Genomic DNA, 12,720 nt, shown 5'->3' with positions numbered 1-12,720 from the left:
AATATGGCTAGATTAAGACTTCAGGTAGGTGAGCAATTCGCCCCAGAGAACGTGTTTTTCTACTGCTTCCACCAATCCCTCACATGTCCCCTGTTCAACGCTCACGCCCGGTAAGTAGGGCAAAATACCCAGCACTGGCACACCGGTCATCTCGGCAATAACCCCGGGGTTATCCCTTTCGACAGGTCCGGCCTCCCCGGGCCTTAAGCTGTTAAAAATAATTCCCGCCACCCTGAGGCCTATGTTCCTGGCATAGGCCACGGTAAGCACGGTGTGGTTAATGGTGCCCAGCCCAATCCTGGCTACCACAATTAAGGGCAGGGAGAGGTCCCGTGCCAGGTCGGCCACCGTAAAATGCGGGCCGGACAGGGGCACGCAAAGCCCCCCGGCTCCTTCTATCAGGGTTACCTGGTGGCGCAAAAGAGCCTGCTGACAAAAATCCACCACCCGCCGGGGATCCACTTTTTGCCCGGAGAGTTCAGCCGCCAGGTGAGGTGATACCGCAGGGGCAAAGCGGTAGAGGTTCAACTGCTCAAGAGGGTAGGTCAGGCCGGTAGCCAGGCGGTAGAAAAGAGCATCCTCTGGGACCAACTCCCCGTCTTCCAGCCTTGCCCCGCTCTGCACAGGCTTGATGGCCACGGCATCAAGGCCATGGCGGCAAAAAACGCCTGCCAAGCCGGCAGTGACTACCGTTTTGCCCACACCGGTATCGGTACCGGTAACCAAAAATCCCTTGCTTGTTACATCATCCATGGTTCTTGCCCCTCCAGCACTGATGAAAGGTAGCCTATAGCATATTGGCAGGCCTTAGCCCCTCGTACTCAAAAAAAGCCCAGCCTCTCCCCCGCCTGCCGGAAGGCGTCCAGGGCCCACTGCAGGTCTTCCGGGGTATGGGTCGCCATTACGGTAATCCTTAAACGGCTGGTGCCTTCCGGCACTGTGGGCGGGCGGATGGCCGGTACAAGCACGCCCCTCTCGGCCAGCTTGGCCGAAAGGGCTAGGGCTTGGCGAGCATCTCCCACCATCAGTGGGATGACGGCCGACTCTGTAGGTAGCACTTGAAAACCCATCTCCTTTAAACCCTGGTAGAGAAATTGGACGTTAGCGTGAAGCTGTGTAAGCAGGTGAGGCTCTTCCTCCAGGACATCTAGAGCCGCCATAGCGGCAGCAATTACGGGCGGTGAGAGAGCAGTGGAAAAGATAAAGGAGCGGGCCCGGTTGCGCAGGTAATCAATTAAAGCGGCATCACCGGCCACATATCCCCCCTCAGCACCCAAAGCCTTGCTTAAGGTTCCCATTTGGATAATGCCCCTGCCTTCGAGACCAAAATATTCCACCGTCCCAGCTCCCTTTTTTCCAAGCACCCCGGTAGCGTGAGCGTCGTCCACCATCAGCAGGGCTTGAAACTCCTCTGCTAAATCTAATAACTCGGGCAGCGGAGCTACATCACCGTCCATGCTGAAAACTCCATCGGTAACGATCAGGCACCTGCGGCAGGCGGCCCTTTCCGCAGAAAGGATGTTCCTTAGGTGGGCCAGGTCTTTATGCCTGTACACCTTTACCGTGGCCCGGCTGAGGCGGCAACCGTCAATGATGCTGGCATGGTTCAGCTCGTCGCTTACCACCAGGTCGCCCCGAGTCACCAGGGCGGAAACGGTACCCAGGTTGGCCATGTACCCGGTATTGAAGACCACCGCGTCCTCGGTGCCCTTAAACCGGGCAAGGCGTTCTTCCAGCTGACGGTGTAGCCTGAAGTTCCCGGTAGTCAGGCGGGAACCGCCGCTGCCCGTTCCCCACTTCTCAATGGCTTCTATGGCCGCCGCCTTAACACGGGGGTGATTGGTCAGCCCCGAGGTAATTGTTTGAAGAAAGAAGCAGCATTTCACGCCCCCCAACCACCACCCGGGAGCCAGAAGCACTTTCCAACGGCCCGGGTAACTGGCGGTAAAGGTGAGCTTCTTTTAGCATATTTAGCTCCTGCACCAGCTGGTAATAAAGCAAGCCCCTCCCCCCTCCTCCCAGGGGAAACCTTGAAATCAGCCTGGTACAATTAATTCTATATTGTTAACCACAATTCCTCCTTGAGTTTACATTGCCGCCAAAAATATGGAATTTATTCCAATTGACTTCCCCCCAGAGCTAAAGCTCGGGGATTCCTTCAGGCGGTTTTAAGCCGCCATCCGGCTGCCGCTCGCCGCATACAGCGTACCGGCGGCAGATTCGAAGCGGCTTACCCAGCGGTGGTGGTTCCACCGGAAGGCGAGCGGTGGCAATTGCGTGGCCTCCGCCCCGTGCCCCTTCGAGGAGCCCAAAAGCAGTATGTTGAGTGCCGCGTTGGCGTCGGCGTGCCAGACGCGGCCGCATCTTTTGCACACCGCCTTGTGCCGGACGGGACGCCCGGTGGGAGAGCCGCAGACGGCGCACCTGGAAGAGGTCCCGCGCGGTTCGACGGGAACGACTTTTATCCCGGCCCGGGCGCAGGCGGCTGTGATAAGGTTTTTCAGCTGTCTCACGGCCCAGAAGTTGTGCACCAGGATGTTTTTCGGCCCGAAGTCCATGTCCTCCCGGATGCCCGTCAGATCTTCGATGAACAGCGTGGTTACGCGGTGCTGGTTCAGGGTGCGTGCGATTTCCGCGGCCAGGGCCAGATAAGCGTGTCTGAGCCTGCGGGCGCGAGTTTGGTAGAGCTTCCTCAACTGCCGGGAGGTTTTACGCCCGGCCCGGGCAAGCCTTGCCTGCTCTTCTGCAATTCGCTTCGTCCAGTACAGGAAGTCTTTCCAGACTTTGCGACCGGAGAAGAGAATCTGGCGGCTTACACCTTCGATGGCTAGGGCTGCCAGTACCCTAGCGCCGAGGTCTAAAGCGGCGCATTTCTCGGGCCGGGTTTTTCTTGCTGGTTCCGGCACTTCCACGACCTGATGGGCGTACCAGCGCTTCTTCACGCGGTCGTACCTGAGTTCCAGGGTTTTGGGGGTACCGTGGAAGCGCAAGACACCCTTCGTGTGCAGGACCAGGCGGCCTCCATGCTTTTCCCGGAGATCCCGCGGTAGTGTGAGGGAGAGGGTGCGGGAGTTCAACGCGTAGGACGTGGGCGCCTTGACGGGGATGACGCAAAACGTGCGCCTTCCCGTGCGGCGGTCCTTCCAGTAGCGGGGTATGCGCGGCGGCCTCCCCAGTTCGCCCTTGCGGTACAGCCGCAAGAGCGCGAAGAACGAATCCCACGCCTTCCTTGCTTTTTTGATGACCTCCTGCCCTATGTGGGCGGGCAGGGCACGATACGGCCGGGTGTTCCTTGAACTCGGAGCACAGGGTTTCGTAGGAAGGCACGGGTTCACCCTTGAAGAAGGCCTGTCTGCACCTGTACTGGACGGCATTCCAGAGGGCAGCGCAGCGGTCCCCGATGGTTTCGAGCGCTTGCCTTTGTTGCTTGCCGGGCAAAACCCGGACAACGTTTGTTCGCCTCATGCTTTTATTTTAGCACACCCGGCTGCCGCTTTCATCCCCAGGCTTAAAAGCCGGGGCCTTCAGCGGCGGTTTTTGGTAAAGACGCCCTCGAGGTGGATCCCCGGCAGCGCCGCCACGGCAGAAACAAACTCAGGCGCCTCGGCAGGCTGCACGCCGATGCGCCCCATGCCCGTATCCACCTTCACGTGCACCTTTACTGTTTTCCCCGCGGCTACCGCCGCTCCCGAAAGGGCCCCGGCAACCTCCAGGGAAAACACGGTCTGGGTGAGATCGTTTTCCACCACGAGGTGCACCTGCTCCGGAGGAGTGTAACCGTGCACCAGGAGGGGCGCGCTTATGCCAGCCCGCCGCAGGGCCAGGGCCTCCTTCAGAATGGCCACAGCCAGGTAGTCCGCGCCGTTGGCCATGGCCACCCGGGCCACGGGCAGCGCGCCGTGGCCCTAGCCGTCCGCCTTTACCACGACGCAGAACCTGGTTCCAGGGGAAAGCAAGGCGCGCAGCTGGCTTACGTTATGGGCTATGGCTTCCAAGTCCCCCTCTGCCTATACGGGCCGCAAAAGAACATTTCCTGTCATGGCCAGCCCACTCCCCGTCGGGATTCTTACAAAAACCGGCTTTCTGTGGTATAAAAAGGTTAGGGGTGGTGCCGCCACAGGGGCCAGGGGCGACGGCCTTACCCCGCCCGGGTTCCGCCGGCTCCCAGGGGGCGGCTTCCGGGCTTAACCAGCGGCTCTCCCCGGCGGCAGAGCGGGCACTCCTGGGGAAGGTAGCTGGCCATCGGGAGGGTGAGCAGGGCGTAATAGGGCAGGCCAAAATCCACGCTGCCGTTGCTGCGGTCCACCAGGGCCGCCACGCCCGCCACTTCCGCCCCGGACTGCCGCACCACTTCCAGCACTTCCCTCACCGAGCCGCCGGTGGTTACCACATCTTCCACCACCAGCACCCTTTCACCGGGTGAAAGGCTGAAACCGCGCCGCAGGGTCATTCTGCCGTTCTCCCTCTCCGCAAAGAGACTCCTCACCCCCAGGGCACGGGCTACCTCGTAGGAGACGATGATCCCTCCCAGCGCCGGGCCGACGACCGCCTCCACCCTCCCCACATCCAGCCTGCGCACCAGCTCGCGGCAGAGCAGCTCGGCATAGGAGGGATGCTGGAGGACCAGAGCGCACTGGAAGTAGCGGTCGCTGTGGCGCCCGGAGGAAAGCAGGAAGTGACCCGTTAAGAGGGCGCCTGTCTTGGCAAAAATGGTCATAATTTCCTGCCGGCTGAGCACCGCTTTTTACCTCCACGTCCAAGGGGTGTTTTTGTCATGGGCTACATACTGGCCGTAATTTCCTCCCTGCTGGGCTCCACGGGCCAAATTTGCCTGAAAATCGGCGTAGGGCATTACACCAGCGGGCAGGTCTGGCCCGGCATAGGAAAGATCCTCCTGGGAGTCCTGTTTTACGCGCTGGGCTTCGGGCTGTGGCTCATCGTATTATCAAAATTGCCCCTTTCCAACGCCTACCCCGTGCTGGCCCTCAACCTTGTCTTTGTCCTCCTGGGATCAGCCGTTGTGCTGGGCGAGCCGCTGACTCCCGCCAAAGTAACCGGCATTTCGCTGATCGTCGTCGGCGTCTGGATTGCCAGCGCCGCCCTTGGCTGAGAATAACAATAAAAGCGGGCGGCCACATTAATAATGCGGGTAGTACTGCCCCTTGCCCGCCGGAAAGGAGGTAGGCTAATGAGTAGAAGGCGCCGCGGAGTAATGTCCGACAGGCTGAAATACGAATTAGCCAAAGAGCTTGGGGTGGCCGACATCGTGCGCGAAGAGGGCTGGGGCGGAGTTTCCTCGCGGAACTGCGGCAACCTGGTCCGGCTGGCCATCGAGCGAGCCGAGCGGGCTCTCATGGAGGGGCGGTACGGACCCGGGGTACGCCCTTAACGGGCGTACCCTTTTAAATTTTCAACCCCAGGAATCCTTGATCTCGGCCAGCAGGCCCTTTACGGCCTCCACTGGATCTGCGGCCTCGGTCACCGGGCGCCCCACCACCAGGTGCGTTGCCCCTGCCTTCAGGGCTTCGGCAGGCGTGGCCACGCGCTTTTGGTCGCCGGCAGGGGCCCCCGCCGGGCGGATGCCGGGCGTCACGATCAGGAAGTCCGGGCCGCAGGACTGCCGGATGGCCGCCGCCTCGCGGGCGGAGGCCACCACGCCGTCCAGCCCGCACTCCCTGGCTAAAAGCGCCCAGGCCACCACCTTCTCCGAGATGCGACCCCCGAAGCCGAGTTCCCGCGCAAAGGCCTCCTGGTCGATGCTGGTGAGGACGGTAACCGCAAGGACCAGCGGGGGCGGTAAACCCATCGCCGCCGCCTCTTCCCGGGCCGCCTCCGCCGCCGCACGCATCATTTCCGCTCCCCCGGCGGCATGGACGTTAAACATGCTCACCCCGAGGCGGGCCAGGACGCGGGAGGCGCCGGCCACCGTGCGGGGGATGTCGTGCAGCTTTAAATCTAAAAATACCCTTGCTCCCGTGCGCCGCAGGGCCTCCACCACCGCCGGCCCCTGGCCGTAAAAAAGCTGCATTCCCACTTTAAACATACCCACCCAGGGCGCCAAGCATTCCGCCAGGCGGCAGGCACGGGAGGCCTCGTCCACGTCCAGGGCCACAATCAACCTTTCCCTGATTCCTTCCAACTGCTAGCGCGCACCCCTTTCGCCGTGGGCCACCCCGATGAGCTCCCTGATGTCCCCTATGCCCTCCTCAACTAAAAACCTTTCCAACCCCTCAATTACCTCCACCGTTGCCCGCGGGTTAAAAAGGTTGGCCGTACCCACCGCCACCGCCGTGGCCCCGGCCATGATAAACTCGAGGGCGTCCTGGGCGGTGGCAATGCCCCCCATGCCCACGATGGGCACCTTCAGGGCGCGGTACACCTCCCAAACCGCCCTCACGGCCACCGGGCGTATGGCCGGTCCGGAGAGGCCGCCCGTGATGTTGGCCAGCGCGGGCCTGCGGCGGCGCACGTCAATGGACATGCCCAGCAGGGTGTTGATCATGGAGAGCGCGTCGGCCCCCGCCTCCATCACGGCCCCGGCAACGGCCACGATGTCCGTGACGTTTGGAGTCAGCTTGACAATGAGCGGCAGGCCGGTAACCTCCCTCACCGCACCCACCACCAGGGCCGCAGAGGCAGGGTCCACCCCAAAGGCCATGCCGCCATGACGAACGTTGGGGCAGGAAATGTTTATTTCCAGCCCGGCCACCCCGGGAAGCCCGTCCAGGCTGGCCGCCACAAAGGCGTAATCGTCCACCGTGGTACCGGCAATGTTTACGATGACGGGGAGGTCGTACGGCCTTAGGGCCGGCAGTATCTCCTGCACGAACTTCTCCACGCCCGGGTTTTGCAGGCCTATGGCGTTAAGGACTCCTGCCGGGGTTTCCACCAGGCGCGGCGGGGGATTTCCCGGCTGGGGGTAGCGGGTGATCCCCTTTACAAAAACGGCCCCCAGGCGGTTTAAGTCCACAAAAGGAGCATACTCCAGGCCAAAGCCAAAGGTACCCGAGGCGGCGGCCACGGGATTTTTCATCTTAATGCCGGCAATTTCCACCGACAGGCTGGGTTTGGCCACCTTCACCTATCCTCCCAGTCAACGCTCTCTGCGGCAAAAACCGGCCCGTCCGCACAGACGCGGCGGTAGGAGAACCCCCCTGCTTCTCTGACCCGGCAGGCGCAGGAAAGGCACGCCCCAACCCCGCATCCCATGCGCTCCTCCAGGGATACCTCACCGGGCACGCCAAAGCGGGCGAGCACCCCCGCCGCCTCCCGCAGCATCTGCCGGGGCCCGCAGGCGTAGGCCCTGTCCACCTTTACGGCGGCCAGGAGGACCTCTAAAAGCCCCGTCACCGGGCCGCAAAAGCCGTAAGAGCCGTCATCGGTGGCAAAGGAAGGCTTGAAGGAAGGCCTTTTCTCCTCCAGGGCCAGCAGATCTCCGAGCAGGTAAAGCTCTTCCAGCCTCCTGGCCCCCGCCAGGAAGTGAACCTCGTGGCCAAAACGGAGCAATTCCTCCGCCAAAAAATACAGGGGGGCCACGCCCATCCCGCCGGCCACCAGGACCACCCGGCTCCCCGCAGGGGGCAAACTAAAGCCCCGGCCCAGGGGGCCGAGCACGTCCAGCAGCTCCCCTTCCTTCACCCGGGCCAGGAGGGCGGTACCCCTCCCGACCACCCGGTAAAGGAGGGCCACCGCCCCCCGCTTGACATCCACCCCGTGCACGCTTAGGGGGCGGCGCAAGAGAGGGTCATAGCAGTCCGATCCCCGGCCTTTGGTGTGCACGGAAACGTGCAGGAACTGTCCGGGGCGGGCCTGCGCAGCCACATCCGGAGCAAAGAGCTCCATGCGGTATACGTCCAAGCCCACCTTTTTGTTCTGCAAAACCGGTGTCTCGTGCTGCTGCAAGGCACCTCACCGCGCGGGTAGTTTTACCTGCCCTGCAGGGCCAGGCACAGGCGGTGTATACCGTAGTAGGCCTCCGCCCCGGTAATTTGCTGCTGGGGGTCCTCACCCGCGTGCTGCACGGGCAGCAGGCCCTTTTCTTTGGCCAGGCGCACCGCCTCCCGCGGGTCGCCGGGGGCAGAACCGTCCAGCCAGTAAAGCAGCAGTCTGGCCGCCTCCCACCGCCTGATGGGCTGGCTACTGGCGTACTCCTTTTCCAGGGAAGCGGCCCGGTACTTTTCCGGGAAGGCCCTTCTCACGGCGTTGGCGACCATATTGTACATGGTGGCCTTTCCGAGGGGCTTCTCCAGGCCCCAGTCGTTTTCGTAACCGGGGCAGATCAGCCCCCAGCGGTTGACAAATTCCAGGGCCGGGAAGGCCCAGTGGCCGGCCAGGGGATTGGGAACCTGCACTGGCTCCAGATAAGCCCCCTGCTTTTTCAGTATTTCCTGCACCTTGGCCACGGCTTCCTGGTCGGCAGCCAGGGCGTGGATGGTCTTGTTCAGCTTGAGGGAAAGCGCGGCGGCCACGCCGGCGGCATCGCCTTCGGCCATACCCACGGGCACCACGCGGGCGCTCCCGGCGGCCAGGTGGGTGTAACCCGCCGCGCGACCGACCACCAGAAGGTTATCCACCCTCTGGGGCACCAGGCTCCGCAGGGGTATGGCGTACATCTTGGGCTTGCCGTAGACAAAACCCGTGTCGGCGGGGGACGTGGCCTGCACGTCTACCGGGTAAGAGCCGATGGCCACCCGGTCCGGAAAATCGCGGTTGAAGACCACATCGTTTAAGTCCAGCTGGTAGAGGCACTGGATGTGCCTCGTCTCCCGCACGTAAAGCTCGGGGGCGGCGCCGTCCAGGGCCGCCTTCTCAAAGCCCGGCAGGTGCTTCTGGAGGTGGGCGATGATGAGCGGCAGCTCTTTTAAGGCCAGTTCCCTCCCCTCGGCCCTAGAACGGGGGTCCAGCCCGTCCACGCCAAAGATCTGCAGGGCGTTGATAAGCACCGTGCCGTCGCTCTGCAAGCCGATATTTAAGCCGCGCAGGCGCAACCGGGGAGTAGAGGGGCGGTACTTCTCGGCTACCTCGTGAAAGCCCCAGGCGTTCCGGCCGGAGACTATTCCCTTTACCTGCCCCCTGCTTGCCGCCTCCTTTAGTTTCTCCCAGGATACGTTTTTCACCCGAAAGACCAGGGTTACGCACTGGCGGCGGGCGGGCTCCCCGATGTCCTGCGCCCCCACGGTGTAGGGAGCGCCGGCCATCACGGCCACATCCCCGTCCTGCGTGGCATCGATGACGCGGCGCGCGCGGATGAGGGAAAACCTCTCGTCCCTTTGCACCTTAAGCCCGGTTATGGCTCCCCCTTCCACCAACGTCTCCACTACCCGCGTGTTTAAGGAGAGCGAAATGTTGGGGTGCCTGCCAATCATCTGGTTGAAAACCTTTTCGGCCTTTTCCACGTCAAAGGAAGCCGAGCCCACCTGATGGTAGAACTCAGCAAAGGTCCCTTTAGTTACCAGATCGCCGTGGGGGCCGTAGTTCATGTCAATAAAGTTCAGCCAGCCCAGCGTGTACAGCCCCCCCACCTTATCCCGGTGATCCAACAGGAGCACGCTGACACCCTGCCGGGCGGCGGAAACCGCTGCCGCAATGCCCTCCGGCTCTGCACCGGCCACAACAACATCAAAGCTTGCCTCCTCCGGGAGGGAATAGGCCCTCGGAGCAGCCTCTTTCCGGCAACCGGCAAGGAAGAAAACCGCCAGAAAGACCAAAACCGCCAGTTTTGCCGCCCTCATCCCCGCGCTTTTAGACCTCCTTCGCATTTTTCCGCCAAAAGTTACCCCTTGTAGTATAAAATATCCTTCCCGGGGCAGGCAACGAATTTTTTCGTCTTTACAAGCCGGGGAGGGTGCTGCTAACCTAGAGATCGGGTTGTTGGCACTGCCCAGACAACGCAGGGAGAGGGAAGATAGGGTGCCTTTGCTTTCCTGGCCGGTATGGGGGAGCCTCTGGTCAACCCTCGGTAAGCTCTTCTTTCCTTTTGTATTTCTCGGGCTTGCAGCCCAGCCCTTACCCCCGGTCGCCAAAAGCCTGCCCCCGCATTCCGGGGTTGCGGTGCTGATGTACCACCACATCAGCGCCACCCAGCAGTCCAGCTCCACCATTACCCCCCAGCTCTTCAGGGCACACCTCGAGGCCCTGGAAAGAGAAGGGTACCGGGTAATCTCCACCGAAAAGCTGGCCCGCCACCTGGCTCTGGGGGAGGAGCTGCCCTCAAAGGCGGTGGTCATTACCTTTGACGACGGCTATGAATCTTTCTACACCCAGGCCTACCCGGAGCTCAAGAGGAGAAACATGCCGGCCACCTGCTTCGTAATTGTCAGCAGGGTGGGGGACAAAAAGGATAAGCTCCCCAAGCTCTCCTGGGACCAAATGCGCGAAATGCAAGCCCACGGCATGAGCTTCCAGTCCCACACCTACGACAGCCACCACAAAGCTGTGGTCTCGCGCTCCGTGCTGGGCAGGGTAAATTTAAAGCCGGCAGTATGCGAACCGCTCTGGCTGGAGGCAGCAGGCCGCCGGGAAACGCCGCAGGAATACCGGGCCAGGGTTAAAGAAGACCTCCTCCTGGCCAAAACAATTCTGGAAAAGGAGCTGGGCCGGCCCGTGGAGCACCTGGCCTGGCCGTACGGCGTGGCCAGCCCCGAAGCGGTGGAAATTGCCCGCGCGGTGGGTTACAAGTACTTTTACTACATTCACCGGGGGACCATTACCCCCTACACCCTTTCCGGGGGAACCATTTTACGTATCAATGCCGGCAACCCCCGCATGACTCCGGAAAGGCTCCTGCGGGAGATCAAAACCCATTCCCTCCTTACCCCCGCCGGAGGAGGGGGCATGGCCCTTTTTGCCCTCTACCCTAGCCTTTCCAGGCCGGTCCTACTGGCTTTAATGAGGATATGAAAAGCACTCCTTTAGCCTAACTAGCCGTATTTCTTAGGTTTTGTCGGTCGTAAGGTCCAATAGGGTCTAGGCAGCTCCCCCTCTTTCACCTGGAATGGGTCACATACACCCTGTAGAGGAACATGTAAAGGCATGCTCCGCATCTGAAGGTAAAGCTGCTCGAATACCTGCGGTAAAAAGAAAAGGCGGGTGCTACTCCCGCTCACCCCCGTAGACCCGCTAAAGATCATCCATAAAGTACAAGCCATTTATATCTTGCACGTGTGACCTCCTCCCCCCAATAAATTGGGGAGCATCCGGGAGCGGCTAGGCTCCGGAGGCCAGGGCCATATTATGTACCCTGGAGGTTTCCGTATACCACCTTCCCCAAGGGGCGCGGCGGTACACGGCACGCGCGGTGAAGCCTTCCGGCTTAACCGGCGGCCGGGCCAACTCGGCAAGGATTTTGTTGAGCAGGTTCACGGCAGAGTTCTCGTCACGGCCCACTATGAGCCCGCACTTAGGGCAGCAGTAAACCCGCACCGAGGGGCCGAGCTTCTGCCGGTGCCCGCAGCGGCTGCACCGCTGGGTGCTGTAGCGCTCGTCGGCACTCTTCGCGTACCTGTCCCGCAGGTGGCACTTGTAGGACAGGCGGCCGAGGAGTTTCACCAGCGGCCAGTCGTTCTGCACCGCGCGGTTGATTTTTGCGTTACCCTTCCCTTTGGCAGGATCCTTCGAAACCATGCCCTGCTTGTCGGGCTTGCCGACCACCTTGCTCCTGCTATGGCTATGCGCTCCCGCCTTCCCTGCCCGCCGGAAAGCACCAGCCTACCGCCCTCCAGGGCAAACCCGCTCTGGACGTAGCAAAGCGTAAAGAAATAGCGGGAGCTCTTGAACCGCGGCGGGCGGGCCGTTTCCTCCCGGCCGTTTGCCCGCGGGCTCCTCAGCCGCCCGAAGAAAGAGTTGAAGTTCTTCTGCACCAGCCGCAGCACTTCCTGGGCCACCAGGCTGTAGAGCACCTTGAACTCCGGAAAAGCCTCTTTAAGTTCCACCAGCTGGGCGTTTTGTTGTGCGTAGGTGATGCCCGGCCTGGTGTGGTGGTAGCGCAACCAGTGCCAGCGCCGCTGCTCCAGGGCCAGGTTGTACAGTCTGGTGGCACAGCGGCTCATCTCCCACAGCCACTCCTTCTGTTCGGGCGTGGGAGCCAGCTTGAGCTTAGCCGTGAGGAAGGATCTTTTCCATCTCGTTTACCTTCCGGGTATATGGTAGCACTTCCTGTGCCAGGCGTAAATACCGGAGCGAGGGGGTCCGTGCGACGAGCAATTTTGCCTCGGGAGCTTACTGGAAAGGGTAAGAGCTAACGCAGCAAAATTGCTCGTCGTATCCCCTCAATAAATTGAGGGGGATTACAGCCCCCTCGCGCTCCCCATTTCTCTAAAAATTATACACGCCCTGACAAATTCACTGACGAATTTCATCTGACATTTTCACTGCTCGCTCTGGAAATTTTAGAGCCCTAGCCCACCAGCCGGCTCCATACCTCCCGGTAGGCTTCCTCCACGCCGCCCAGGTCGCGGCGGAAACGGTCCTTGTCCAGCTTCTCCTTCGTGCGGGCGTCCCAGAAGCGGCAGGTGTCGGGGGAAATCTCATCTGCCAGGATGACTTCCCCGTGGTGGCGCCCGAACTCCAGCTTGAAGTCCACCAGGATGAGGTTTCTTTGGGCCAGGTAGTCCCGCAGGATCTCGTTGACCGCCAGGGCCAGCCGCTTCATGATGCCCAGCTCCTCGGGCGCGGCCAGCCCCAGCACGGCAATGTGGTCCTCGTTAACCATGGGGTCGCCCA

14 protein-coding genes and 1 pseudogene are annotated in these 12,720 nt (G+C 61.6%); 3 read left to right on the top strand and 12 right to left on the bottom strand.

Annotated elements, in window-relative coordinates:
- Nucleotides 1–12: 12 nt before the first annotated feature.
- From bioD to pyrE, 5 genes and pseudogenes are all read right to left on the bottom strand, one after another.
- Entirely contained in the window at nt 13–753 is a 741-nt protein-coding gene (bioD, locus tag G454_RS0101790; RefSeq protein WP_027717209.1) for a dethiobiotin synthase, read from the bottom strand.
- 68 nt (nt 754–821) lie between these two features.
- Nucleotides 822–1,886 carry an 8-amino-7-oxononanoate synthase gene (bioF, locus tag G454_RS17265; protein WP_245574276.1) on the bottom strand — a complete coding sequence of 355 codons (1,065 nt, stop codon included), beginning with the start codon at nt 1,884–1,886 and terminating at the stop codon, nt 822–824.
- Between the two features lie 282 nt (nt 1,887–2,168).
- On the bottom strand, nt 2,169–3,374 hold the full coding sequence (locus G454_RS17260; protein ID WP_245574275.1) for an RNA-guided endonuclease InsQ/TnpB family protein: 1,206 nt from the start codon (nt 3,372–3,374) through the stop codon (nt 2,169–2,171).
- Between the two features lie 150 nt (nt 3,375–3,524).
- Nucleotides 3,525–3,995: pseudogene (locus tag G454_RS17255) on the bottom strand (alanine racemase).
- Nucleotides 3,996–4,138: 143 nt separating this feature from the next.
- Nucleotides 4,139–4,717: an orotate phosphoribosyltransferase gene (gene pyrE, locus G454_RS0101765; protein WP_035106560.1), complete on the bottom strand. Its 579-nt coding sequence runs from the start codon at nt 4,715–4,717 to the stop codon at nt 4,139–4,141.
- A 57-nt stretch (nt 4,718–4,774) separates the two neighbouring features.
- On the opposite strand from pyrE, the gene G454_RS0101760 reads away from it, so the two are divergent.
- Together G454_RS0101760 and G454_RS0101755 are read left to right on the top strand one after the other, a co-directional pair.
- Entirely contained in the window at nt 4,775–5,110 is a 336-nt protein-coding gene (locus tag G454_RS0101760; protein WP_027717206.1) for an EamA family transporter, read from the top strand.
- A gap of 78 nt (nt 5,111–5,188) precedes the next feature.
- A complete protein-coding gene (locus G454_RS0101755) occupies nt 5,189–5,389 on the top strand; it encodes a small, acid-soluble spore protein, alpha/beta type (protein WP_027717205.1) in 201 nt (66 codons plus the stop codon).
- A 21-nt stretch (nt 5,390–5,410) separates the two neighbouring features.
- On the opposite strand, the gene pyrF is transcribed toward G454_RS0101755, so the two are convergent.
- The 4 genes from pyrF to G454_RS0101735 are packed head-to-tail and all read right to left on the bottom strand — an operon-like array spanning nt 5,411 to nt 9,731.
- The gene (pyrF, locus tag G454_RS0101750) at nt 5,411–6,139 is read right to left on the bottom strand and encodes an orotidine-5'-phosphate decarboxylase (protein WP_027717204.1); all 729 of its coding nucleotides are present in this window, start codon (nt 6,137–6,139) and stop codon (nt 5,411–5,413) included.
- Nucleotides 6,140–6,142: 3 nt separating this feature from the next.
- Nucleotides 6,143–7,075 carry a dihydroorotate dehydrogenase gene (locus tag G454_RS0101745; protein ID WP_027717203.1) on the bottom strand — a complete coding sequence of 311 codons (933 nt, stop codon included), beginning with the start codon at nt 7,073–7,075 and terminating at the stop codon, nt 6,143–6,145.
- A 2-nt stretch (nt 7,076–7,077) separates the two neighbouring features.
- Nucleotides 7,078–7,878, bottom strand: a complete 801-nt coding sequence (locus G454_RS0101740; RefSeq protein ID WP_027717202.1) for a dihydroorotate dehydrogenase electron transfer subunit — start codon at nt 7,876–7,878, stop codon at nt 7,078–7,080.
- 47 nt (nt 7,879–7,925) lie between these two features.
- Complete coding sequence (locus tag G454_RS0101735) at nt 7,926–9,731, bottom strand: FAD-dependent oxidoreductase (protein WP_027717201.1); 1,806 nt, start codon at nt 9,729–9,731, stop codon at nt 7,926–7,928.
- 325 nt (nt 9,732–10,056) lie between these two features.
- Between G454_RS0101735 and G454_RS17250 the strand changes: the two genes are divergently transcribed.
- Entirely contained in the window at nt 10,057–10,899 is an 843-nt protein-coding gene (locus tag G454_RS17250; RefSeq protein ID WP_084413188.1) for a polysaccharide deacetylase family protein, read from the top strand.
- 306 nt (nt 10,900–11,205) lie between these two features.
- Here the strand turns inward: G454_RS17250 and G454_RS22010 are convergent, their stop codons facing one another.
- The 3 genes from G454_RS22010 to G454_RS0101715 form a co-directional block, all read right to left on the bottom strand.
- The gene (locus tag G454_RS22010; RefSeq protein WP_035106471.1) at nt 11,206–11,568 is read right to left on the bottom strand and encodes a zinc ribbon domain-containing protein; all 363 of its coding nucleotides are present in this window, start codon (nt 11,566–11,568) and stop codon (nt 11,206–11,208) included.
- The gene (locus G454_RS20745; protein ID WP_211229906.1) at nt 11,544–12,086 is read right to left on the bottom strand and encodes a helix-turn-helix domain-containing protein; all 543 of its coding nucleotides are present in this window, start codon (nt 12,084–12,086) and stop codon (nt 11,544–11,546) included. Before G454_RS20745 ends, G454_RS22010 begins: the two co-directional genes overlap by 25 nt.
- Before the next feature lie 308 nt (nt 12,087–12,394).
- Nucleotides 12,395–12,720 (bottom strand): phosphoribosylaminoimidazolesuccinocarboxamide synthase (locus G454_RS0101715; protein WP_027717199.1); only part of this gene is annotated, 326 nt, incomplete at its 5' end.

It is taken from the genome of Desulfovirgula thermocuniculi DSM 16036, from assembly GCF_000429345.1.
Taxonomy (GTDB): Bacteria; Bacillota; Desulfotomaculia; order Desulfotomaculales; family Desulfovirgulaceae; genus Desulfovirgula; species Desulfovirgula thermocuniculi.
Note: the sequence above shows the minus strand (reverse complement) of the source record. Positions and strands in the feature narration are given on the sequence as shown.